Source organism: Nocardioides conyzicola, from assembly GCF_039543825.1.
GTDB classification, from domain to species: domain Bacteria; phylum Actinomycetota; class Actinomycetes; order Propionibacteriales; family Nocardioidaceae; genus Nocardioides; species Nocardioides conyzicola.
In genome coordinates this window covers 585,924-608,208 of the sequence record NZ_BAABKM010000002.1, presented here as the reverse complement: position 1 = coordinate 608,208, position 22,285 = coordinate 585,924, and the positions used below count along the sequence as shown (strand labels likewise).

The 22,285-nt window shown below is 72.0% G+C and carries 23 protein-coding genes; 13 read left to right on the top strand and 10 right to left on the bottom strand.

Going from position 1 to position 22,285, the window contains the following annotated elements; translation table 11 throughout:
• Positions 1-37: 37 nt before the first annotated feature.
• Positions 38-943, bottom strand: a complete 906-nt coding sequence (locus tag ABEA34_RS06010; protein WP_345520251.1) for a hypothetical protein — start codon at positions 941-943, stop codon at positions 38-40.
• Between the two features lie 24 nt (positions 944-967).
• Here ABEA34_RS06010 and ABEA34_RS06005 point away from each other — a divergent pair, with 24 nt between their 5' ends.
• Genes ABEA34_RS06005 through ABEA34_RS05980 form a run of 6 tightly spaced genes read left to right on the top strand, consistent with a single transcriptional unit; the run spans position 968 to position 5,571 of the window.
• Entirely contained in the window at positions 968-1,366 is a 399-nt protein-coding gene (locus ABEA34_RS06005) for a (deoxy)nucleoside triphosphate pyrophosphohydrolase (protein WP_345520249.1), read from the top strand.
• 4 nt (positions 1,367-1,370) lie between these two features.
• Positions 1,371-1,643: a hypothetical protein gene (locus ABEA34_RS06000; RefSeq protein ID WP_345520247.1), complete on the top strand. Its 273-nt coding sequence runs from the start codon at positions 1,371-1,373 to the stop codon at positions 1,641-1,643.
• A 52-nt stretch (positions 1,644-1,695) separates the two neighbouring features.
• Positions 1,696-2,619 carry an N-acetyl-1-D-myo-inositol-2-amino-2-deoxy-alpha-D-glucopyranoside deacetylase gene (gene mshB / locus ABEA34_RS05995; RefSeq protein WP_345520245.1) on the top strand — a complete coding sequence of 308 codons (924 nt, stop codon included), beginning with the start codon at positions 1,696-1,698 and terminating at the stop codon, positions 2,617-2,619.
• A gap of 7 nt (positions 2,620-2,626) precedes the next feature.
• Positions 2,627-2,962, top strand: a complete 336-nt coding sequence (locus ABEA34_RS05990) for a hypothetical protein (RefSeq protein WP_345520243.1) — start codon at positions 2,627-2,629, stop codon at positions 2,960-2,962.
• Between the two features lie 9 nt (positions 2,963-2,971).
• Positions 2,972-4,708, top strand: a complete 1,737-nt coding sequence (locus tag ABEA34_RS05985) for a VanW family protein (RefSeq protein ID WP_345520241.1) — start codon at positions 2,972-2,974, stop codon at positions 4,706-4,708.
• A 41-nt stretch (positions 4,709-4,749) separates the two neighbouring features.
• On the top strand, positions 4,750-5,571 hold the full coding sequence (locus ABEA34_RS05980) for an esterase/lipase family protein (protein ID WP_345520239.1): 822 nt from the start codon (positions 4,750-4,752) through the stop codon (positions 5,569-5,571).
• Here the strand turns inward: ABEA34_RS05980 and ABEA34_RS05975 are convergent.
• Together ABEA34_RS05975 and aspS are read right to left on the bottom strand one after the other, a co-directional pair.
• Positions 5,555-6,757, bottom strand: coding sequence for an AGE family epimerase/isomerase (locus ABEA34_RS05975; protein WP_345520237.1), 1,203 nt, complete (start codon positions 6,755-6,757; stop codon positions 5,555-5,557). The genes ABEA34_RS05980 and ABEA34_RS05975 overlap by 17 nt on opposite strands.
• Positions 6,754-8,028: an aspartate--tRNA(Asn) ligase gene (gene aspS, locus ABEA34_RS05970; protein WP_345520235.1), complete on the bottom strand. Its 1,275-nt coding sequence runs from the start codon at positions 8,026-8,028 to the stop codon at positions 6,754-6,756. The genes ABEA34_RS05975 and aspS overlap by 4 nt, the downstream gene beginning before the upstream one ends.
• A gap of 185 nt (positions 8,029-8,213) precedes the next feature.
• Here aspS and ABEA34_RS05965 point away from each other — a divergent pair, with 185 nt between their 5' ends.
• Positions 8,214-9,185 (top strand): DUF389 domain-containing protein, encoded by a 972-nt coding sequence (locus tag ABEA34_RS05965; protein ID WP_345520233.1) that lies wholly within the window; start codon positions 8,214-8,216, stop codon positions 9,183-9,185.
• Here the strand turns inward: ABEA34_RS05965 and ABEA34_RS05960 are convergent.
• On the bottom strand, positions 9,182-10,075 hold the full coding sequence (locus tag ABEA34_RS05960; RefSeq protein ID WP_345520231.1) for a GNAT family N-acetyltransferase: 894 nt from the start codon (positions 10,073-10,075) through the stop codon (positions 9,182-9,184). The genes ABEA34_RS05965 and ABEA34_RS05960 overlap by 4 nt on opposite strands.
• 84 nt (positions 10,076-10,159) lie before the next feature.
• Between ABEA34_RS05960 and fdxA the strand changes: the two genes are divergently transcribed.
• The 5 genes from fdxA to ABEA34_RS05935 are packed head-to-tail and all read left to right on the top strand — an operon-like array spanning position 10,160 to position 14,290.
• Positions 10,160-10,486, top strand: a complete 327-nt coding sequence (gene fdxA, locus ABEA34_RS05955) for a ferredoxin (protein WP_345520229.1) — start codon at positions 10,160-10,162, stop codon at positions 10,484-10,486.
• A complete protein-coding gene (dapC, locus tag ABEA34_RS05950; protein ID WP_345522764.1) occupies positions 10,483-11,595 on the top strand; it encodes a succinyldiaminopimelate transaminase in 1,113 nt (370 codons plus the stop codon). Before fdxA ends, dapC begins: the two co-directional genes overlap by 4 nt.
• Positions 11,592-12,434, top strand: coding sequence for a hypothetical protein (locus ABEA34_RS05945; RefSeq protein ID WP_345520227.1), 843 nt, complete (start codon positions 11,592-11,594; stop codon positions 12,432-12,434). Before dapC ends, ABEA34_RS05945 begins: the two co-directional genes overlap by 4 nt.
• A gap of 1 nt (position 12,435) precedes the next feature.
• Positions 12,436-13,311, top strand: a complete 876-nt coding sequence (locus ABEA34_RS05940; RefSeq protein WP_345520225.1) for a prephenate dehydratase — start codon at positions 12,436-12,438, stop codon at positions 13,309-13,311.
• Entirely contained in the window at positions 13,304-14,290 is a 987-nt protein-coding gene (locus ABEA34_RS05935) for a prephenate dehydrogenase (protein ID WP_345520223.1), read from the top strand. The genes ABEA34_RS05940 and ABEA34_RS05935 overlap by 8 nt, the downstream gene beginning before the upstream one ends.
• Here the strand turns inward: ABEA34_RS05935 and ABEA34_RS05930 are convergent, their stop codons facing one another.
• The 5 genes from ABEA34_RS05930 to ABEA34_RS05910 are packed head-to-tail and all read right to left on the bottom strand — an operon-like array spanning position 14,291 to position 17,664.
• Positions 14,291-14,545, bottom strand: coding sequence for a DUF5999 family protein (locus ABEA34_RS05930; protein WP_345520221.1), 255 nt, complete (start codon positions 14,543-14,545; stop codon positions 14,291-14,293).
• Between the two features lie 13 nt (positions 14,546-14,558).
• Entirely contained in the window at positions 14,559-15,521 is a 963-nt protein-coding gene (locus ABEA34_RS05925) for a VldE C-terminal domain-containing protein (protein WP_345520219.1), read from the bottom strand.
• Positions 15,522-15,567: 46 nt separating this feature from the next.
• Positions 15,568-16,527, bottom strand: coding sequence for a 2,3,4,5-tetrahydropyridine-2,6-dicarboxylate N-succinyltransferase (gene dapD, locus ABEA34_RS05920; protein ID WP_345520217.1), 960 nt, complete (start codon positions 16,525-16,527; stop codon positions 15,568-15,570).
• 32 nt (positions 16,528-16,559) lie between these two features.
• Positions 16,560-17,057, bottom strand: coding sequence for a mycothiol transferase (locus ABEA34_RS05915; protein WP_345520215.1), 498 nt, complete (start codon positions 17,055-17,057; stop codon positions 16,560-16,562).
• Positions 17,058-17,064: 7 nt separating this feature from the next.
• Entirely contained in the window at positions 17,065-17,664 is a 600-nt protein-coding gene (locus ABEA34_RS05910) for a hypothetical protein (protein WP_345520213.1), read from the bottom strand.
• Positions 17,665-18,057: 393 nt separating this feature from the next.
• On the opposite strand from ABEA34_RS05910, the gene ileS reads away from it, so the two are divergent.
• A complete protein-coding gene (ileS, locus tag ABEA34_RS05905; protein ID WP_345520211.1) occupies positions 18,058-21,243 on the top strand; it encodes an isoleucine--tRNA ligase in 3,186 nt (1,061 codons plus the stop codon).
• 97 nt (positions 21,244-21,340) lie between these two features.
• Here the strand turns inward: ileS and ABEA34_RS05900 are convergent, their stop codons facing one another.
• On the bottom strand, positions 21,341-22,189 hold the full coding sequence (locus ABEA34_RS05900; RefSeq protein WP_345520209.1) for an LLM class F420-dependent oxidoreductase: 849 nt from the start codon (positions 22,187-22,189) through the stop codon (positions 21,341-21,343).
• Positions 22,190-22,285: the final 96 nt, after the last annotated feature.

Genomic DNA, 22,285 nt, shown 5'->3' with positions numbered 1-22,285 from the left:
CGCCGCGGTCATACGGCCCGAACGGGCTATCCGCGGGTCATCCTCGGTCGAACGACGAGCGCCGGACCGACACGATCCACCGGCGGCGCGGGTGCTCGGTGACGGTCCACAGCCGGTCGGTCGACGCGTCGTACGCGACGTCCTCAGGTCCCATCGGGACCGCCCCCCGGTGCTCGCGGAAGCCTCCCGGGCCACCCGACCAGACCGACCCGAGCGCCCACGGTCCGTGGGAGGCCGTGACGTACAGCCGGCCGCGGATCCGCGCGACGCCCTGGGCGCGTACGACGTCGTGGTCGGTCAGCGTGACCGGACCGCCGTCGAGCGGGACCTCGGCCAGCCGACGCGTCTGGCGGCGGCCGCCGTACTCACCCACGACGAGGCTGGGCGGGTCGCTCGTGTCGTCGACCGTCAGGAACGAGAAGCGGAGCGGCTCGAAGCCCTCCTCGGCCTCCGGCGACAGCCGGAAGCGCACGGGGAGCAGGTACTCCCCGTCGGCCCGGACGATGTCGTCGGTGTCGCACACCCACAGGCCCGCGCGGGTGGCGGCCACGTACAGCCGCGACCCGTGCCACCCCAGCCCGCCCGCGTGCACCCGCAGCGGCTCGTGCCCGGTCGCCGTCGGGACGACGAGGGTGACGTGCCGGTAGCGGCGCTCCGTCAGCGACAGGACCGACAGCCGGGCGCCCCCGCCCGAGGCGTACCAGGTCGCCGCGACGTGGGCGCCGCCCGGCTGGATCGCGATGCCCTGCGGCCACCACCCGGGATCGCGCCGGTCCGCCCGGTCCCACGTCCAGGCGCGGTGGCGCGTGCGGCAGGGCGCCCAGGTGCGCCACAGCCGTCGGTCGAGGTCGGTCAGGACAGCGCCGAGGCCGACACGGCCGCCGTGTCGCGCCGCGAGGGCGTCGACCTCGGCGGTGAGCTCGGGCGTGCGGGCGAGGTGCACGCCGCGAACGGTAGCGTCCGCACCATGGTCGCCGTCGTCGGAGCAGCGATCGTGCGCGACGGCCGGGTGCTGGCGGCACGTCGTACGGCGCCGCCGGAGGCCGCGGGCCGCTGGGAGCTCCCGGGCGGCAAGGTCGAGCCGGGGGAGAGCGCGGACGAGGCGCTGGTCCGCGAGATCCGCGAGGAGCTCGGCTGCGACGTCGAGGTCACCGCCTGGCTGCCCGGCGAGGTGCCGATCGGCGACCGGCACGTGCTGTCGGTCGCGCTCGCCCTCCTGGCCGCCGGCGAGGACCCCGAGCCGCGTGAGCACGACGAGATCCGCTGGCTGACGGCCGCCGAGCTCGGTGACGTCGACTGGCTCGAGCCGGACCGGCCCTTCCTCCCGCACCTGCGGGACGCCCTCGCCGACGGTGGGGGAGGATGAGCGGGTGCGAGGCATCTTCTTCGACGAGGACGACGCGGCAGCGGTGGTCGCCCGCCTGAGGTCGTCGGGGTACGACGCCCACGCCGAGCGCGAGCGCCTCGCCGGCGAGGACGACGACGAGGACCACCCCTGGGCGGTGCTGACGGATGCGCCCGAGCTGGTGCTGGAGCTGCTGGTCGACGAGTACGACGGCTGGCTGGACGCTGCCGAGGAGCCGCCGGCCCGCCCACCCCTCGAGCTCCCGACCGAGCCGCGGAAGATCAAGCGCCCCTCCTGACGTTGTCGCTCTGGACACGGTCGTTGTCCGACCCTCTACCTAGGATCACCACATGCCTGCTGACCAGCGCCTCCTGCTCGTGCACGCGCACCCCGACGACGAGTGCATCGGCAACGCGGCCACCATGGCCAAGTACGTCGCCGCCGGACGCGACGTCACGCTGGTGACCTGCACCGCGGGTGAGATGGGCGAGATCCTGGTCCCCGAGCTCGAGCACCTCGCCGCCGACAAGGAGGACCGTCTCGGCGAGCACCGTCGCGGCGAGATCGCCAACGCGCTCGCCGTCCTCGCCCCCGGCGAGGGGCAGAGCATCGACCACCGCTGGCTCGGCGGCTTCCAGCGGTTCCGCGACTCCGGGATGAAGTGGCACGACGACGGCTACGCGATCCCCGCGGACGACATCCACGACAACGCGTTCTGGGCGGCTGACCTCACCGTGGCCGCCGACTACCTGGTCGAGATCATCCGCGAGGTCCGGCCCCAGGTGCTCGCGACGTACGACCCGTTCGGCGGCTACGGCCACCCCGACCACATCCAGGCCCACCGGGTGGCGATGTACGCCGCCCAGCTCGCCGCCGTCCCGTCCTACCGCCGCGACCTCGGCGCGCCGTGGGAGATCGCCAAGATCTACTGGAACGCCATGTCCGAGTCCCGGATGCGCGCGGGCCTCCGGGCGCTGCGCGACGCCGGCGACACGACCAGCTTCGAGGGCATGGACCCCGACGGTCCGCTGCCGCCGTTCGTGACCGCGGACGAGAACCTCTCGGCCGCCGTCGACGCCCAGGAGTACGTCGAGCTCAAGCTGGACGCCCTGCGCGCCTACCCGACCCAGGTCACCACCGACGGTCCGTTCTTCGCGCTGTCCAACAACGTCGGCAGCACGGCGTGGGGCATCGAGTTCTACCGGATCGTCAAGGGCGAGCGCGGTGAGCTCGGCGAGGACGGGCTCGAGACCGACCTGTTCGCTGGCGTCTGAGCCGGGCGTGAAGCTCCTGGCCGCCGTCGGCCTGCTCCTCGTGGGCGCGGCGACGGCGGTCGCGACGATCGCGGTGCACGAGCTCGTGTGGGGGTTCGTGCTGGCCCTCGCCGCCACCGCCGTCACCGTGTTCGCGCTCCCGCCGGGATGGTGGAGCCGGCTCGCCTTCGTGGCCGGCTGGGTCGTGATGGTGGGCTGGCTGACCGTGCCGCGAGCCGAGGGCGACTACCTGATCAGCCAGGACTGGCAGGGGTACGGCGTGCTCGGGTTCGGCATGGTCCTGCTCGTCGTGGGGCTCGCCACGCTGCCCCGCCCCGGCCGGTCCGCACCCGACGCTCCCTAGGATGACCGGGTGACGAAGCCCTCCAGTGACCGCGAGTCCGCCGGCGGCAAGGTCGTGCTGCTCCTGCTCGGCGGCCTGCTGGTCCTGGTCGCCGGGGCGTACGTCGCGGCGTACGTCGCGGCCGGCGACAAGCTCCCGCGCGGCACCAGCGTCGCGGGGGTGGAGATCGGTGGCAAGACCCCGGCCCAGGCCGAGGCGGCCCTGACCGACGGCCTCGCCGACCGGGTCGACCGCCCCATCCCCGTGAGCATCGACGGCTCGTCGGCGACGGTCGACCCAGCGGACGCCGGCTTCGCCGTCGACGTCGAGGCGACCGTCGAGCAGGCCGGCGGCGGCAAGAGCTGGGCACCCGGCCACCTCTGGGACTACTGGACCGGCGGTGATGACCAGGACCCCGTCGTCACGGTCGACGAGAAGGCCTTCGACGGCGCCCTGGACGCCCTGGCCGACGAGGTCGGCACGGCGGCGACCGACGGCGGGGTGGCGTTCAAGCGCGGCCGCATCGTCACCACCGACCCGGCTCCCGGCCAGGGCTTCGACCCCGAGACGACCCGGACCGCGCTGCTCGGGTCCTACCTCTCTGAGGACGACGACGTCGCCGAGCTCGAGACCGCGGTGGTGCAGCCCGACATCGACGACGCCGACGTGCAGAAGGCGCTCGACACCTTCGCCAACCCGGCCATGTCCGGCCCGGTGACCCTGGTCTTCGGCGACTCGCCGGTCGAGCTGCAGCCGAGCCAGTTCTCCGCGGCGCTGGCCATGAAGGCGGAGGACGGCCAGCTCGTGCCCGACCTCGACACCACGAAGCTCACCTCCCTGGTGGAGTCCGGCGTGAGCGAGGACGACAAGCCCGTCGACGCCACGGTCGCACTGGTGGACGGCAAGCCGAAGGTCGTGCCGGCGAAGCCGGGTGTCACCTTCGACCCGGACGACGTGAGCAAGGCCTTCCTCCAGCTGGTCACCAGCAAGGGAGACGACCGCAGCATGAAGGTCAAGGCAACGGTCGCCGAGCCCGACTTCACCACCGCCGACGCCCAGGCCCTCAAGATCGACGAGCGGGTCTCGACGTTCACGACCTACTACCCGTACGCCGAGTACCGCAACGTCAACATCGGCCGCGCCGCCGAGCTCATCGACGGCACGGTGCTCAAGCCGGGTGACACGTTCTCGCTCAACGACATCGTCGGCGAGCGGACCCGCGAGAACGGCTTCACCACCGGCTTCATCATCAGCAACGGCCTCTTCAAGGAGGACCTCGGCGGCGGCGTCTCGCAGATGGCGACCACCACGTTCAACGCCATGTACTTCGCCGGCCTCAAGGACATCGAGCACAAGCCGCACTCGGTCTACATCGACCGCTATCCCGAGGGTCGCGAGGCGACCGTGGCCTGGGGCTCGGTCGACCTGCGGTTCCAGAACGACACCGACTACGGCGTCCTCGTCCACGCCACCGTGCAGCCCGGCAGCTCGTCCTCCCAGGGCGTCGTCACGGTCTCGATGTACTCCACGAAGACCTGGGACATCACCAGCAAGACCGGCGCGCGCTACAACTACCGGTCGCCGAAGACGCAGACCCAGAACACCGCCGACTGCGTGCCCAACACCGGGTACGACGGCTTCGACGTCGACGTCACCCGCTACTTCCACAAGCCGGGCAGCGACGCGGTCGAGAAGTCGGAGAGGTTCCACACCAGCTACATCGCCTCCGACACGGTGATCTGCAAGCCCCCGAAGGCCGACGACTGACGGTCAGCGTGACCGTCGCCACGTGACCTCGTTGACCACGCATGCGACGCATCCTGGTCACCCTGCTCGCCCCGCTGCTCGTCGGTCTGCTCGGCCTCGCAGCTCCGGCGTCCGCCGCGGCCCCGGCGTACCCGACGTCGCCGTTCGGTGAGCCCACCGGCGCCAACGACTGGACGTGCCGGCCGACCGCCGGTCGGCCGACGCCGGTGATCATCGTGCACGGCACCTTCGGCGACCGGAAGAGCCTGCTCGACGACCTCTCGTCGGCGATGGTCGACCAGGGCTACTGCGTCTACTCGCTCGACTACGGCAACCGGGGGACCGGCGACATCGTCGACTCGGCCAAGCAGCTCAAGAAGTTCGTGGGCAAGGTACGCCGGGCCACGGGCGCGGCGAAGGTCTCGATGGTCGGCCACTCGCAGGGCGGGATGATGCCGCGCTACTACATCAGGTTCCTGGGTGGGAAGAGGGTCGTCGACGACCTCGTCGGCCTCTCGCCGTCCAACCACGGCACCACGATCGTCGGCGACTCGGACAACCCCCTCACCGGCGGCTTCTGCCCGGCGTGCAGCCAGCAGGCGGCCGGCTCGCCGTTCCTGACCAGGCTCAACAAGGGCGACGAGACGCCGGGCCGGGTCAGCTACACCCAGATCACCACGCGGTACGACGAGGTCGTGGTGCCGTACACGTCGGCCTACCTCGCCGCCGGGCCGCGCACCACCAACGTCACCATCCAGGACCTCTGCCCGGCGGAGGTCGTCGAGCACGTCCTGATCCCGATGAGCCGGACGGCGATCGCGGTCACCCTCGACGCACTCGACCACCGAGGGCCTGCCGACCCGGGGTTCAGACCGGCCTGCTGAGCCCCTCCCGCAGCGCCGTCGCGAACGACGGCGAGACAGGCAGCCGCGGCACGAGCGTCGCCTGGACCGCGTGGTAGACGTCCGGCTTCCCGCCCCAGGTGCTGGCGGCCGGGTGGTTGGCCGGGTCGAGCTCGTGGTGCCACGACCCGCGCGCCTGGTCGACCAGGTACTGCTCGGCGTACGTCCACCAGACCTGCTCGCAGACGGCGTACGCCGGGTCGCCGGTGACCTGCCCGAGCGTCGAGGCGGCGGCGAGCGCCTCGGTGACGACCCAGTGCATCCGCTGCCGGACGACCGGCTTGCCGTCCCAGTCGATCGTGTAGACGAAGCCGGCGGCCCCGTCCACGGCCCAGCCCTCGCGCACGCCGGCGTCGAAGAGAGCGACGGCGTCCTCGAGCATCCAGTCCGGCGCGTCGGCGCCGAGTGTCGCGCGCAGCCCGAGCGTCAGCCGGCTCCACTCGAACCAGTGCCCGATCGTCGCGCCGTACGGCCGGAAGGGGTGCGCGGGCTGGTCCCGGTTGTAGTCGAGCAGCGGCCGCCAGTGCCCGTCGTAGTGCTCCGCGAGGCGCCACTGGTGGTCGCGCGCGAAACCGTGCACGACCGTCGTCACGATCCGCGCTGCCCGCTCCCGCAGCACGGTGTCGCCGGTGACGTCGGCGGCCGCGAGCAGCGCCTCGACGGAGTGCATGTTGGCGTTGACGCCGCGGTAGTCGTCCAGCTCCGTCCAGGACTCGTCCCACTGCTCGACGACCATCCCCGCCTCGTCGTCCCAGAAGTGCCGGTCGACGACGTCGAGCGCGTCGGCCAGCAGCTCGGACGCGCCCGGGCGCCCCGCCGCCGCGGCGGACGAGGCGGCCAGCACGACGAACGCGTGCTCGTACGCCGTCTTGTCCCGGGTGACCGGCCCGTCCGGGCCGACCTGCGCCCACCAGCCCCCGTGGACGGCGTCGCGCATCCGGCCCGTCAGAGCGGCGATGCCGTGGTCGACGAGCTCGGCGGCGTAGGGCCGGCCCGCCAGGTGCGCGAGCGCGAAGACGTGCGTCATCCGGCAGGTGATCCACAGCTCGACCGGTCGGTCGAGCTCGGGGCGGCCCTCGTCGTCGAGCCACGCGAAGCCGCCGTCCGGGTGCACCGATGCCCGGGCGAACTCCCACAGGCGGTCCGTCTCTCCGGCAACCCAGCTCATGGGGTGAGCCTATGGAGGTCCCGGGGAAAGAGCGTCACCTCCCGGATGTTGGCGACTCCCGTGAGCCGTGCCGTCCAGCGCTCCAGGCCGATCGCGAACCCGCCGTGGGGCGGCATGCCGTGCTCGAACGCCTGCAGGTAGGGCGCGTACGTCGCCGGGTCCTCCCCGCGCGCACGGATCGCGGCGTCGTACGCCGACGGACGGTGCAGCCGCTGCCCGCCGGTGACCAGCTCCAGCCCGCGGAAGAGCAGGTCGAAGCTGTTGCTCCACCGTCCGTCGCCGGGCTCGGGGTGCGTGTAGAACGGCCGCTTCGCCATCGGGTAGCCCTCGACCGCGAGGAAGTCGCTGCCGTGCTCCTCCAGCGCCCACGCGCCCAGGGCCCGCTCGTGCTCGGGGGCCAGGTCGGGCTCGTCCTCGGGCGCGCCGACCATCGCGAGCGCGTCGCGGAAGTGGATCACCGGGATCTCCTCGGGCACGACCGGCACCCGCGCGCCGGACCGCTCGACCGCCGCGGGCGCGTGCTCGTGCACCCCGGCGACCATGCCCGCGACCACCTCGCGCAGGACGGCGAGCACGTCGCGGTGGTCGTCGATGAAGCCGAGCTCCACGTCGAGCGAGACGTACTCGGCCAGGTGCCGCACGGTGTCGTGCGGCTCGGCGCGGAAGACCGGCCCGACCTCGTAGACCCGCTCGAAGACGCCCACCAGCTGCTGCTTGTAGAACTGCGGGCTCTGCGCGAGGTACGCCGGCCTCCCGAAGTAGTCGACCTCGAAGACGTTGGCGCCGGACTCGGTCGCCGAGGCCACGAACTTCGGGGTCTGGACCTCGGTGAAGCCGGCGGCGTCCAGGGTCGAGCGGAAGCCGCGGACCGAGGCGGCGGCCAGCTCCCACCGTGCGCGCTGCGCCGGGTGCCGCCAGGCGACGGGGGCGTGGTCGAGCAGGGTCGGCAGCGAGGCGTTCAGCTCGGGCCGCCAGAGCTCGACCGGCGGTGTGGCCGCTGGCTCGGTGAGCGGCGTGACCACCGGGTCGGTGATCTCGATGCCGCCGGGTGCCTGCGGGTTGGCGGTCGCCGTGCCCACGACCTCGACGGTCGTCTCCTCCGGCGGCAGCGCGCTGCCGTCGCGGACGACGACCTGGGCGAGGCCGCTGCGGTCGCGGAGCACCAGGAAGGCCACCGTGGCCAGCTCGCGGCGACGGTGGACCCATCCCTGCAGCCGGACGGTCTCGCCGGGCGGGGTGGTCGGTAGGGCAGAGCAGAGCGTGCGTTGCATGGTTACCTCCAGTGGCGTGGAGCCCTGGAGGTGTGGGCGGGGGCAAGGTCGCGGTGCCACCACACCTTCGCCGAGTGATCCCTCGGCCTCTCGTCGGTACGCCGATCCGCGCGGGGCACGTTTCCCGTTGCCGGGAGAGGGTTGTCAGGCCTCCCGTGCGCCACCCTCAGCGTACGCTGCGGCGCGTGGTCCTGCACTTCCGTCTGACGTCGCCGCCGACGCTCACCGAGCAGGTCGTGCACCTCCTGACCGAGCAGGAGTGGGTCACCAACGTGACGCTCCAGGAAGGTGTGGTCGTCCAGCCCCCGGGTGACCTGGTCGAGTGCGACGTGGCGCGCGAGAAGGCCGGCGTCCTGCTCAACAAGCTCAACGGTCTCGGTCTCGACGAGGTCGGCGGCATCGTGGTCACGACGCCGACCGGCACGCCGTACGCCGCGGCGCGCCGCCTGGAGGCGGCCGCTCCCGGCCACCCCGACGACGCCGTGATCTGGGAGGCGGTCGAGGCGCAGGCCGAGGCGGGGGCGATCCCGACGGTCTCCTTCCACGTCTTCCTGGTGCTCGCGGTCGCGCTTGCCTCGATCGCGGTGATCACCGACTCGGCCGTGCTGGTCGTCGGGGCGATGGTCGTCGGTCCCGAGTACAGCGCGGTGGCGGCCTGCTGCGCGGGCATCGCGCTCGGCCGGTGGAGCCTCTTCGGCCGCGGCGTCCGGCTCCTGGTGCTGTCCTTCGTCTTCGCGATCGTGGTCGTCGCGCTGCTGGCCCTGGCGGCCCGGGGACTCGGCATGGTGACCCTCGACGAGGTGACCCGGCCCCGACCCAACACAGGCTTCATCTGGCACCCGGACAAGTGGTCCTTCGTGGTCGCGCTGATCGCCGGCGCCGCGGGCGCGCTGGCGCTGGCGCTGTCGAAGACCGCGACGCTGGTCGGGGTCTTCATCAGCGTGACCACGGTGCCCGCCGCCGGCAACCTGGCGCTCGGGCTCGCCTTCTGGGACCGCAGCGAGATGGCCGGGTCTGGCGAGCAGCTGGTCGTCAACATCGTCGGCATGCAGATCGCGGGGACCGTCGTGCTGCTGCTGATGCGGTGGTGCTGGCCCGGAGTGACCGCGGCGTCCGAGCGCGTCTTCGGCCGGCAGTCCGACCTCGGCACCGGCTAGGCCGGCGTCAGGTAGCGGTAGGCGTGGTGCGTGACGAACCCGAGCCGCTCGTAGAGACCGAGGGCCGCGACGTTGTCGCCGAGCACCTGGAGGTACGCCGTGCTCGCGCCCTGCTCGGCGCCCCACTCGAGCAGCGCGGCCATCACGGCCACGCCGAGCCCCTGGCGGCGGTGCGCGGGAGCGACCTCGATGCTGCGGAACCCCACCCAGTCCTCGCCGTACGCCGCCACGCCGCTGGCCCGGTCGCCGAGCCGCACGGTGACGACGTCGCCGGCCTCGTCGTACGTGACCGGTGGCGGGGGTGCGGGCGGAGCGAGCCTCGACACCACCCGTGCGGCCTGGGCCACGGACGCGATCTGGAAGAGCGTGTCGGCGTCGTGGCTCTCCAGCACCCAGCCGTGGCTACGGAAGAGCGCGTCCTCCGCCGAGTCCGGCAGCACGGCCGCGATCGGCCGCCCGGTCCGGGTGGCGTAGAAGTCGACGACGCGGTGGTAGTCGCCGTCGACGCCCGACGGGCCGACCGCCAGCACGGAGTTGGCGCGACGGGCCGTCGACGTGGGGGAGTGGCGCAGGGTCCAGTCGCCCAGGGGCTCCGTGGCGAGGTCCGGCCACAGCGCGAGGGCGCGGCGCTGCGCGTCCAGCGGGGTGACCCGGTGCCGGGGCGACGGACGTGGCGGCACGGGCTTGCCGGACACGATGTCGGCGAGCGCGATCGTCACGGCGGGCCCGGTCTCGGGCTGCACGACGCAGCCGCCGTCGCCCCACGCGAGGCAGTTCCCGAGCAGGTCCGTGAGGGCTGGGCCGCCGCTCGGACCGGTCTCGCCGCGGAGCACCCGGCGGACCACGACGCGCTGCCCGACGACGTGCGGACCAAGCATGTGCTTGGTCACATCGTGAGGCGAGTCGTCGGACGGCACGGTGGGGATACTAGGCTGTGCTCGACCGTCTCCCAGTCTTGTCTCCAGGAGGAACCGGTGACCTACGTCATCTCCCAGCCGTGCGTCGACCTCAAGGACCGCGCGTGCGTTGACGAGTGTCCCGTCGACTGCATCTACGAAGGCAAGCGGATGCTCTACATCCACCCCGACGAGTGCGTCGACTGTGGCGCCTGCGAGCCCGTCTGCCCGGTCGAGGCGATCTTCTACGAGGACGACGTCCCCGAGGAGTCCAAGAGCTACTACGAGGCCAACGTCCACTTCTTCGACGACCTCGGCTCGCCGGGTGGCGCCGCCAAGATGGGCGAGATCGACCACGACCACCCGCTGATCGCCGCGCTGCCTCCGCAGGAGACCGAGCACTGATCACCCGGCTCGACCGCGTCTCGGCACGACTGCCCGACTTCCCCTGGGACGGTCTGACCGCGTACGCCGAACGAGCCCGGGCGCACCCCGACGGCATCGTCGACCTCTCCATCGGCACCCCCGTCGACCCGACACCCGCGGTCGTCCGGGACGCGCTGAGCGCGGCGTCCGACGCCCCGGGCTACCCGCTGACGATCGGCACGGTCGCGACGCGGCAGGCCTGCATCGACTGGCTGGCGCGCCGCCACGGCGTGACCGGTCTGGACCTCGGCGGGGTCCTCCCGACGATCGGCTCCAAGGAGCTGGTGGCGACCCTGCCGAGCCAGCTCGGCATCGGCCCGGGAGACCTGGTCGCGTGGCCGGAGCTCGCGTACCCGACCTACGCCGTCGGCGTGGCGCTCGCCGGCGCCCGCGGCGTGGCGACCGACTCGCTGACCTCCCTCGGCCCGGAGACTCCGGCGCTGCTGTGGGTCAACTCGCCGGCCAACCCGACCGGACGGGTGCTGCCACCGGAGCACCTGAAGAAGGTCGTCGACTGGTGCCGCGAGCGCGGCACCATCCTGGTGTCCGACGAGTGCTACCTCGAGTGCGCCTGGGACGCGACGCCGCTGTCGGTGCTGCACCCGTCGATCAGCGGCGACTCCCACGACGGCATCCTCGCGGTCCACTCGCTGTCGAAGCGCTCCAACCTGGCCGGCTACCGGTGCGGCTTCGTGGCCGGCGATCCCGCGCTGGTCGGCGAGCTGCTCGCCGTCCGCAAGAACCTCGGCCTGATCATGCCCGGCCCGCAGCAGGCCGCCATGGCGGCGGCGCTCGACGACGACGAGCACGTCGTCGAGCAGCACGCGCGGTACGCCGCGCGCCGCGCCCGGCTGCGCGAGGCACTGGAGTCGGCCGGCTTCCGGATCGACCACTCCGAGGCCTCGCTCTACCTCTGGTCGTCGCGTGGTGAAGACTGCTGGGAGACGATGTCCTGGCTCGCCGACCGCGGCATCCTGGCGGCGCCTGGCTCGTTCTACGGCGTCGCGGGATCGCGGCACGTGCGGGTCGCGTTCACGGCGACCGACGCCGCGATCGGCAAGGCTGAAGAGAGGTTGAGGGCACGATGACGGTGCTGACGGAGTCGACGCGGCTGGTGGCGCGCCAGGTGCGCACGCTGGCCTACGAGGTCGACGAGCCACCGGCCCTGGCCATGCGGCTGGCGGTCCTGCTCGGCTACCCGCCCAACGTCGACCACGTGGTCGCGATGTCCAGCGGTCGCGCGACCTTCGAGACGGTGGCGTTCGCTGCCGACGTCGACGCGGTCGTGCGGATCGACCAGGTCCAGCAGCCCGACCTCGGGGTGCTCCGTGCCCTCTACGACCTGCCGGTCGATCAGCGCCTCGTGCAGGTGGTGACGGTCGAGAGCCCCTGGGTGTGGTGCTCCGGCCAGCAGGTCCACTCCAAGCCCGTCCGGGTCCGCCGCCGCGCGTTCGCCGACGTCGCCCAGGCCGCCCCGCTGCTCGGCGTCGAGGTCGAGCTGGTCGCCGACGGCACCCCGACCGCGGTGATGCTCCAGGGCGTGGCGGACGGATCGCGCTCGGTGATCCTGGACCGCGACGAGGTCCCTGCGGGCCTGCACCGCCATGACCTCGGTCCCGCAGCCGACCTGTCCTTCGGCCTGATCTCGCGGCTGTGGACCGACCACGCCGACTACCACTGGCTGGCCCTGCGCCCGGCCGCGGAGTCGGTCGGGACGCTCGCGAGCGCGCTGCAGATCATCGCGACGCACGGGGTCGACCTCGACTTCCTGATGAGCGACGCGCTCGACGACGCCTCCCACCGGTTCTTCGTGGGCTTCGGCGACGTCGGGCAGGAGGCCGCCGACCAGCTCGTCAGCGACCTGGGCGCGGCCGGCGTGGGTGTCCGCTTCCTGGCCAGCATCGCGACTGCGACCGCAGGGACCTGACGTGACCGCCAGGGTCGGCTACCTCGGGCCGATCGGCACCTTCACGCACGGTGCCGCCCTCGACCTGTGCCCCGACGCGGAGCTGATCGCGCTGTCGACCCAGGCGGTCGCGATCGACGCGCTCGGCGCCGGCGAGATCGACGCGGCCGTCGTACCCGTCGACAACTCGGTGCACGGCCTCGTGCTGCCCACCTGGGACGCGTTGCTGGGATCGGTCGACGCCACCATCGTCGCCGACACCACCGTCCCCGTGACGTTCGATGCCTTCGTGAAGCCGGACTCGTCGACCCCGCGGGTCATCGTGAGCCACCCCCATGCGCTGGCGCAGTGCTCGGCGTTCGTGCAGGCGCAGGGTCTCGCGACCCGCGCGGCCTCGTCGACCGCCGAGGCCTGCCGGACGCTCGCCGACGGGGAGATGGCCATCGCCGCCCCGCTGTGCGGCGACCTCTACGGTCTCGAGGTCGTGGACCGCGGCGTCGAGGACGTCGTCGGCGCCGCGACCCAGTTCGGCAAGGTCGTGTCGCCCGGACAGCGGGTCGACCCGGTGCAGTCGGCGACCGACGCGTCGGTGCTGCTGCTGGCGGTCGTGCCGCAGCACAACGAGGCCGGTGCCCTGCTGTCCGTCCTCTCGCCGATCCGGGAGGCCGGGCTCAACCTGGTCAACATCCTGGCCCGGCCGATCGCCCACAGCGACCGAGAGTTCCTCTTCCTGCTCTTCGTCGAGGGGATGGACGAGGCGGCCGCGCACTCCGGGCTCCTCGGCGCGATCCGCGGGACCGGCGCGACCGTCGCCAACCTGGGCCGCCTGTCGGGGCACGTCCGCCACGTCACTCCCGCAACCCGATCGCTGCCGCGACGGATGACGGTCGATGGCTGACCGGCAGCGGGTCGCCGTGCTGGGGCTCGGCCTCATCGGCGGCTCGATCGCGCTCCGCCTGGCCGCTGCGGGCCTCGACGTCGAGGGGTACGACCCCGACCCGACGACCCGGAGCCTCGCCGCCGAGGCCCGTCTCGAGGTCCACGACGAGCTCGGTGAGTGGCTCGCCGGCGCCGACGTCGTGGTGCTCGCCGTGCCGCTCGACGTGATGGAGCCGTCGCTGGGCACGATCGCGGCGTACGCGCGCCCCGATGCCCTCGTGTGGGACGTCGGGAGCGTGAAGGAGCCCGTGCACGAGCTGGCCGCCGGAGCCGGTCTGGCCGATCGCTTCGTCGGGTGCCACCCGATGGCCGGGTCCGAGCTCAGCGGCTTCGGCGCGACCGGCGCCGACCTGCTCGTCGGCGTGACCTGGGCGGTCACCGCGGTCGAGGCCACGCCGGCTGCGGCCGTCCGCGACGTGATCGGCTTCCTGTCGACGCACTTCGACGCCCATGTCGCCGTGCTGCGGCCGACGGTGCACGACCGGGTCGTGGCGAGCGTCAGCCACCTGCCGCATGTGCTCGCCAACGAGCTCCTGACCGACCTCGGCGCCAGCGACCACCCCTGGACGGCGGCCGCCATGGCCGCCGGGTCGTTCCGTGACGGCACCCGCGTCGGCGGGCACAACTCCGCCCGGACGGCCAACATGGTCGCCGACAACCGCCGCGCGGTCGCCGCGTCGCTGGCCGCCGCCATCGAGCGCCTCACCGAGCTCCAGTCGCTGCTCGACGCGGCCGACAAGCCGGACCTGGAGGCGTGGTTCGCCGCCTCGGAGAACGTGCGCGACACCTACCTGGTCGACGCCCCGCAGACCAGCACGCTGCCGGTCGACGCCACCAACGAGGTCCTCGTCGAGCACGGCGAGGACGGCTGGCTGGTCGTGGGCACGGACGCGGACGGCTACCGGCTCCAGCGCGGAGCGCTCAACCGCGTCTTCTGATCAGGCGGACAGCGCGATGGTCTCGTCGTGCCCGTCCGGCGTCAGGTAGTGCCCGTCGTCGAAGAGGATGACGCCGTTGCACAACCGGCACCAGCCCTGGTCGCCGTGGTGGTCGGCGATCACCTGGGCGGTGCAGCAGTCGGCGGAGTCGGTGTCCGGGCAGGTCGGTGAATGGGTGCACATCGTCGGTCTCCAGTGGTGGATGCTCACGTCCAGGATGCGCCGGTCGTCGATGATCCGCAGCCGGTTCTCCACAACTGCGTCGCGGCTACGGGAACACGTCGACGTGGACGTGGTCGCGGTGCTCGAGGATCGCGCGGTCGCCGGACGTCTCGGGCGGCACATAGGTGCGCCAACCGTCGCCGGACTTGCGCCCGGCCGTCCAGATGCGGCCGTCGAAGATGACGGTCTTGATGTCGAGACGGTCCGCTTGGGCCACCAGGTAGTGCGCGATCGCCCAGCCGCGGATCTTGTTCTCGGCGCTGATCGGCCGCACGAAGATGTCCACGGCGCGACCCTCGTAGTGGGCCGAGCCCTTCATGTGGCCGGTCCGTACGCCGCCGGGCGCGAACCCGCCCAGCGGCGGGTTGTCGAAGACCTCGTCGACCTCGTGCCGGACGACCTCGGCGCGCCCGGTCAGGCCGGAGCCCCTCAGCTTGGCCGAGGTGGTCTCGGGGGTGCCGCGGAGACGGCAGCTGAAGGCGTGCGGCGAGTTGCCGGTCAGGGCGGAGGCCAGCACCCGCGCGTCGGCCTCGTGGTCGGCGTACGCCTCCGGGAAGCCCGAGCGCTGCACCCGCTGGGCGGCGACGGTGACGCGCATCGACCGGTAGTCGTCGAGCTTCTCGAGCTCGTCGTAGAACGCGTTGGTCGCGTAGTAGGGGTCGAGGACCTGCGCCCGCGAGCCCCAGCCCTGCGACGGTCGCTGCTGGAAGAGGCCCAGCGAGTCGCGGTCGCCGGTCTCGAGGTTGTAGAGCTTGGACTCCTGGTACGCCGTCGCGAGGGCGATCGTCGCCGCGCGCGCGGGCATGCCCCGGTCGACCGACACGGCGGTGATCAGCGCGGCGTTCTCGGCCTGCTCGGGGTCGAGGGTGACGCTGCGGCCGTCGACCTCGGCGGTGCACTCGTCGGGCTGGAGGATCGGCGCGACCTGGCGCAGCACGCCGTACCCGACGAACACGGCGGCGCCGACACCGGCGAGGCCGACCAGGGCCACGCCCGTGCGGAACTTCATGCAGCCAGTGTGCGGAGGCGTGCCAAGGCGGCGAGCACGCAGGCGCTCAGTTGGCGTGCAGGGCCGCGTTGAGCTCGATGGCCGAGCTCTTCCACGGGACGGCCTCGATGGTGCCGGTCACGGAGTTGCGGCGGAAGAGGATGTTGCTCTGGCCCGACAGCTCGACCGCCTTGATCACCTGCGTCTTGCTGTGCGCCGGGTCGGTGTCGGCGACGGTCACCTTGGTGCCGGCCGTGATGTAGCAGCCCGCCTCGACGACGCAGTCGTCGCCGAGCGAGATGCCGATGCCGGAGTTGGCGCCGAGGAGGCACCGCTCGCCGATCGAGATGACCTGCTTGCCGCCGCCGGAGAGGGTGCCCATGATCGAGGCCCCGCCGCCGACGTCGGAGCCCTCGCCGACCACCACGCCCGCGGAGATCCGGCCCTCGACCATGCTCGCACCGAGGGTGCCCGCGTTGTAGTTGACGAACCCCTCGTGCATGACCGTCGTGCCCTCGGCGAGGTGCGCGCCGAGGCGGACCCGGTCGGCGTCGGCGATCCGGACGCCGGCCGGCACGACGTAGTCGACCATCCGGGGGAACTTGTCGATCCCGAAGACCGTCAGGTGCCGGCCGTTGGCGCGCAGCCGCGCCCGGGTCAGCTCGAAGCCCTCGACCGCACAGGCGCCGGCGCTGGTCCACACGACGTTGCTCAGCAGGCCGAAGATCCCGTCGAGGTTGACCGAGTGCGGGACGACGAGCCGCGAGGAGAGCAGGTGCAGCCGCAGCCAGACGTCCTCGGTCGTGGTGGGCGCGGCCTGCAGGTCGGCGATCTCGACCAGCAGGATCTCGCGGGACACGCCGCGGTCCTCGTCGCGGCCCTGCAGGCGGCCCAGGTCGGCCGGCACGAGCTCGTCGGCCGGCTTCTCGCCGAGCGCCGGCTGGGGGAACCACACGTCCAGCACGGTGCCGGCGGCGTCGAGGGTGGCGAGGCCGAAGCCCCAGGCAGTCGTCGGAGTCGCAGTCACGGGTCTGAGCCTAGGGCCGTCGTACGCCGCCGCTAGTGACCGGTCCGCCCGTCGATGCGCTCGCGCAGCAGGTCGGCGTGGCCGCAGTGGCGGGCGTACTCCTCGATCAGGTGGACGACGACCTCGCGCATCTCGAGGTCGCCGTCGTCGTGCTGCCCGAGGTGGTCCATCGGGTGGCTCTGCTGGAACTCCCGGCCGTAGGCGACCTCGGCCCGCCAGGCGGCCCACGCCTCCGCCACGACCGCGTCGTCGGCGACCGCGCCGTCGAAGTCGGCGTCGCGGTGCTCGTCCTTGCCCCACATCTTGGGCAGCTCCAGGTGGCGGTCCATGACGCGGCGCCACCACGAGTACTCGACGGCTGCCAGGTGCCGCAGCAGGCCCAGCAGCGACAGCGTCGACGGCGGCACCGACCGGGTGGCGAGCTGCTCGGCGTCGAGGTCCGCGCACTGGCGCTCGAACACGCCCCGGAAGTGGTCGAGGTACTCCTGCAGGACGGCTTCCTCGCCGCGGCTGGGGGTGTCGTCGGTCATGGGCCGACTAGATCACGCGGGAGTGCCGGAACGCAGCCAGGTATCCGATCGCGGCGAGCGCGGCGACCGTCAGCACGATCGCGGCGCCCACGGCCACGATCGGCCAGACTGTCCACCCCCACCGCTCCGACCCGGTCTGCGCCACGACGAGAGCCACGATCTCCAGCAGCAGCAGGGAGAACGCCACCTCCACGACGGCTCGACCGTCACCGCGTCGCACGCGGGGCAGTCCGCGCACGATGGCGGCCACGGGCAGCGCCACCAGCCACCAGGTCAGCAGGGCGGAGGGCACCGAGAGGGCGACCATCAGGACCGCGAGCACCGGCACGCCGAACCATCCCCAGTCGAAGTCCTCGCCGGGCACCCGCGCCAGGGGGGTCGCCAGGCACCCGACGACGAGCTGGGCGAGGGCGACGAGGCCACCGCTGCGGAGGATGGCGGTCATCATGGGCGCCGTCGCGCCCAGCGGGCTGAGGAGCCCGACCGTGGTGGCGAGGCCGAGGCCGACGGCGACGTCGGCGCCGAGGACGACCCAGAGCAGGTCGAGCTCTTCGGTCGCGGCGATCGCCACGATGGCCCCGCACGCGACCGCCGTGGCCAGCACCACGATCGCTCGGGGGAGACCGCGCGGCAGACGAGGACCGCGGCCGGCCGGAGGGCTGGGCGTGCGCGTCGGTCGTCGCTGCCGCGCCGGTCGTCTCCGCGAGTCCGCTCGTCCCACGGCGGCGTCCTACCCCGTACGACGGGCCGCGCAACCTGCGCAGGAGAACCGATTGGCAGGTCGTCACGCGCACGCCGTACGCTTGCGACACAGGCGTCTGAGCCGTCATCAGCGGTGAGCCTCCGGAAGAACAGCGAAAGCTCAGTAGAACCGGACGGGTAGGCCCGTCACAGCCGTGAACGAGTGGTCTCCTTCCCTCGGGGAGGGGTCAAGCGAGGTGGTACCGCGGCTCACGTCGTCCTCGTGTCCGAGACACGACACCCGCAGGAGATGCCACCGATGACCTACCCCAAGGTCTCTTCCGACGCCGCGAGCGTCCCCTCGAACCCCAAGTTCCCCGAGATCGAGGAGCGGGTGCTCGCGTACTGGGAGCAGGACGGCACCTTCCAGGCGAGCATCGACCAGCGCGACGCGGGTGAGGACGGCGCCAACGAGTTCGTCTTCTACGACGGTCCGCCGTTCGCCAACGGCCTCCCGCACTACGGCCACCTGCTCACGGGCTACGTCAAGGACCTGATCCCGCGCTACCAGACGATGCGGGGCAAGAAAGTCGAGCGCCGCTTCGGGTGGGACACCCACGGCCTGCCCGCCGAGCTCGAGGCGATGCGGCTCAACGGCATCAAGACCACCGACGAGATCCTCGAGCTGGGCATCGACAAGTTCAACGAGGCCTGCCGCGCGTCGGTGATGAAGTACACCGGCGACTGGCGCGAGTACGTCACCCGCCAGGCGCGCTGGGTCGACTTCGACAACGACTACCGGACTATGAACCCCGACTACATGGAGTCGGTGATCTGGGCCTTCCAGCAGCTGTTCGACAAGGGCCTGATCTACGAGGGCTTCCGAGTGCTGCCCTACTGCTGGAACGACGAGACCCCGCTGTCGAGCCACGAGCTCCGGATGGACGACGACGTCTACCAGATGCGCCAGGACCCGGCCGTCACCGTCGGGTACGACGTGACGACCCCGGGCGACTTCCAGGGCGCGAAGCTGCTCGTCTGGACGACGACGCCGTGGACCCTCCCGAGCAACCTCGCGGTGATGGTCGGCGAGGACATCGACTACGTCGTGGTGTCGGTCGAGGGCACGCGCTACATCCTGGCGGAGGCTCGGCTCGCGTCGTACGCCCGCGAGCTGGGCGACGCGCCTGAGGTCACCTGGCGCGGCAAGGGAGCGGACCTGCTCGGGCTCGTCTACACGCCGCCGTTCACCTACTACGCCGGCCACGACCGGGCGTTCCGGGTCGTGCCGGCCGAGTTCGTGACGACCACGGACGGCACCGGCCTCGTCCACACCGCCGGCGCCTTCGGTGAGGACGACAAGATCGTCACCGATCGCGAAGGCATCGAGGCGGTGATGCCGGTCGGCAAGGACGGGCGGTTCACGTTCCCGGTCGTCGACTACGAGGGCATGAACGTCTTCGACGCCAACCTGCACGTGATCGACCACCTCAAGGCGGCGACCGCGGGCACGGGTGAGACGGGCTCGGTGTCGCCGGGCACCGTGCTGCTGCGCCGCGAGACCTACGACCACAGCTACCCGCACTGCTGGCGCTGCCGCAACCCGCTGATCTACAAGGGCGTCTCGTCGTGGTTCGTCGAGGTCACCGCGATCAAGGCCCGGATGCTCGAGCTCAACCAGGAGATCAACTGGGTCCCGGACCACATCCAGGACGGCCAGTTCGGCCGCTGGCTGGAGAACGCCCGCGACTGGTCGATCACCCGCAACCGCTTCTGGGGATCCCCGGTGCCGGTGTGGAAGAGCGACGACCCGACGTACCCTCGCATCGACGTCTACGGCTCGTTCGCCCAGATCGAGGCGGACTTCGGGCGGCTGCCGCTCAACCACGAGGGTGAGCCCGACCTGCACCGCCCGTACGTCGACGACCTGGTGCGCCCCAACCCGGACGACCCGACCGGGAAGTCGATGATGCGCCGCGTCGCCGACGTGCTCGACGTGTGGTTCGACTCGGGCTCCATGAGCTTCGCGCAGGTGCACGTGCCGTTCGAGAACGAGGAGTGGTTCCAGCACCACTTCCCGGCGGACTTCATCGTCGAGTACATCGGCCAGACCCGCGGCTGGTTCTACACGCTGCACATCCTGGCGACCGCGATCTTCGACAAGCCGGCGTTCGAGAACTGCATCAGCCACGGGATCGTGCTCGGCTCCGACGGCAACAAGATGTCGAAGTCGCTGCGCAACTACCCCGACGTGCGCGAGGTCTTCGACCGCGACGGCGCCGACGCGATGCGCTGGTTCCTCATGTCGTCGCCGATCCTGCGCGGCGGCAACCTGGTCGTCACCGAGCAGGGCATCCGCGACTCGGTGCGCCAGGTGCTGATCCCGCTCTGGAACAGCTGGTACTTCTTCCAGCTCTACGCCAACGCGTCGGCGTACGACGCCTCGGTGTCGACCGCGTCCACGGACCCGCTGGACCGCTACCTGCTGGCCAAGTGCCGCGACTACGTCGAGGAGATGACGACGTCGCTCGACGCGTACGCCGTCGCCGACGCGTGCGACGCGACCCGGTCGTTCCTGGACGTGCTGACGAACTGGTACATCCGCCGCTCGCGCGACCGCTTCTGGGGCGACAACCCGGCCGCCTTCGACACGCTCTACACGGTGCTCGAGGTCGTCTGCCGGACGACGTCGCCGCTGATGCCGCTGACGACCGAGGAGGTCTGGCGCGGGCTGACCGGTGGCCGCTCGGTGCACCTCGCCGACTGGCCGCTCGTCGACGAGCTCCCCGCCGACGACGCCCTGGTGGCCGCGATGGACCTGGTCCGCGAGGTCTGCTCCGCCTCGTCCGCGCTCCGCAAGGCGCGCAATCTCCGCAACCGCCTGCCGCTCGGCTCCCTGACCGTCGTCGTCGACGACCCGGCCGCGCTGGCCGGCTTCGAGGCGATCGTCCGCGACGAGGTCAACGTCAAGGAGGTCCGACTGCTCGCGACCGAGTCCGACGAGGCCGCGTCGTACGGCGTCGAGCAGAAGCTCACCGTCAACGCCCGTGCCGCCGGCCCGCGCCTGGGTCGCGAGGTCCAGGTCGCCATCAAGGGCTCCAAGTCGGGCGACTGGTCGGTGGCCGAGGACGGCACCGTCACGTCCGGCGGGCTGGCGCTGGAGGAGGGGGAGTACACCCTCGAGACCGTCGCCGGCTCCGCCGACGGAGGTACGGCGACCGGCGTGCTCCGCAGCGGCGGCTTCGTCGTGCTCGACACCGAGGTCACCCCTGAGCTCGCCGCCGAGGGCCTCGCCCGCGACCTGGTCCGCGCGGTCCAGCAGGCCCGCAAGGACGCCGGTCTCGACGTGTCGGACCGGATCGCGCTCACGATCGCCGGGGGAGCGGACGTCCAGGCGGCGGCCCGCACCCACGAGCAGCTGATCACGTCCGAGACCCTCGCGACGTCGTACGACGTCATCGAGGGCCCGGAGGGCGAGCCGACGGTGACGGTCACCAGGCAGTAGGCCGAGTCGGCGCTACTTTGCAGCCGAGTCGGCGCCAGATTGCGGGTGCGCGCGCAAACTGGCGCCGACTCGACTGAAATCTGGCGCCGACTCGGCGTCAGCCGGAGATGCCCAGGCGGCCGGCGAGGCGGTCGAGCGAGCCGAGGACCTCGTCCTCGGCCTTGTCCGGCACGCCCCAGATCAGCTCGGTGGCGCCAGCCTCGGCCCAGGCCATCAGGTCCTCGGGGTTGGGCTTGAAGGCGATCAGGATCCGGATGTCCGGCGCACCGGAGCGCCCGGCGTCGGCCCAGGCCTTCTTCAGCGCCTCGATCTGACCGGAGATGTCCGACTGGGTCGGGGTCGTCATCCAGCCGTCGGCGTTCGCGGCGATCCAGGCGAACGTCTTCGGGCCGCCGCCGGCACCGATGATCAGCGGGATGTGGGCAGCTGGCTTCGGGAACGCCCAGGACGGCCCGAACGACACGAACTCACCGTCGTACGACGCCTCGTCCTGCGTCCACAGCGAGCGCATCGCCTCGACGTACTCCTTGAGGACGGTCCGTCGCTTGGCGGCCGGCACGTGGTGGTCGGCGAGCTCGTCGGTGTTCCAGCCGAAGCCGGCGCCGATCTCGACCCGCCCGCCGGACAGGTGGTCGAGGGTGGCGATCTGCTTGGCCAGCGTGATCGGGTCGGACTCGACCGGCAGCGCCACCGCGGTGGACAGCTTGATCCGCGACGTCACCTGCGCGGCCGTCGCGAGCGAGATCCACGGGTCGAGGGTGCGCGTGTAGCGGTCGTCGGGCAGCGTCTCGTCGCCGGTCCCCGGGTGCGCGGCCTCGCGCTTGATCGGGATGTGCGTGTGCTCGGGCACGTAGAACGTGTCGAAGCCCCGCTCCTCCGCGGCTGCCGCGAGGGTGGCCGGCCGGATGCCGCGGTCGGAGGTGAAGAGGACGAGTCCGTTGCGCATGAGCCCACACTAGAACGTGTTCCACTTTTCTGGACAGGTGTCTGCCTAGAGTTCTGCTGTGTACTCCACCACGGCGGGCCGCACCGTCGCCGCGAC

Bases quoted from the DNA above. Each gene is read 5' to 3' on its own strand.
- ABEA34_RS06005 (WP_345520249.1), top strand. From the start codon at position 968: ATGGTCGCCGTCGTCGGAGCAGCGATCGTGCGCGACGGCCGGGTGCTG.
- mshB (WP_345520245.1), top strand. From the start codon at position 1,696: ATGCCTGCTGACCAGCGCCTCCTGCTCGTGCACGCGCACCCCGACGAC.
- ABEA34_RS05980 (WP_345520239.1), top strand. From the start codon at position 4,750: ATGCGACGCATCCTGGTCACCCTGCTCGCCCCGCTGCTCGTCGGTCTG.
- ABEA34_RS05975 (WP_345520237.1), bottom strand. From the start codon at position 6,757: ATGAGCTGGGTTGCCGGAGAGACGGACCGCCTGTGGGAGTTCGCCCGG.
- aspS (WP_345520235.1), bottom strand. From the start codon at position 8,028: ATGCAACGCACGCTCTGCTCTGCCCTACCGACCACCCCGCCCGGCGAG.
- ABEA34_RS05945 (WP_345520227.1), top strand. From the start codon at position 11,592: ATGACGGTGCTGACGGAGTCGACGCGGCTGGTGGCGCGCCAGGTGCGC.
- ABEA34_RS05935 (WP_345520223.1), top strand. From the start codon at position 13,304: ATGGCTGACCGGCAGCGGGTCGCCGTGCTGGGGCTCGGCCTCATCGGC.
- ABEA34_RS05925 (WP_345520219.1), bottom strand. From the start codon at position 15,521: ATGAAGTTCCGCACGGGCGTGGCCCTGGTCGGCCTCGCCGGTGTCGGC.
- ABEA34_RS05915 (WP_345520215.1), bottom strand. From the start codon at position 17,057: ATGACCGACGACACCCCCAGCCGCGGCGAGGAAGCCGTCCTGCAGGAG.
- ileS (WP_345520211.1), top strand. From the start codon at position 18,058: ATGACCTACCCCAAGGTCTCTTCCGACGCCGCGAGCGTCCCCTCGAAC.
- ABEA34_RS05900 (WP_345520209.1), bottom strand. From the start codon at position 22,189: ATGCGCAACGGACTCGTCCTCTTCACCTCCGACCGCGGCATCCGGCCG.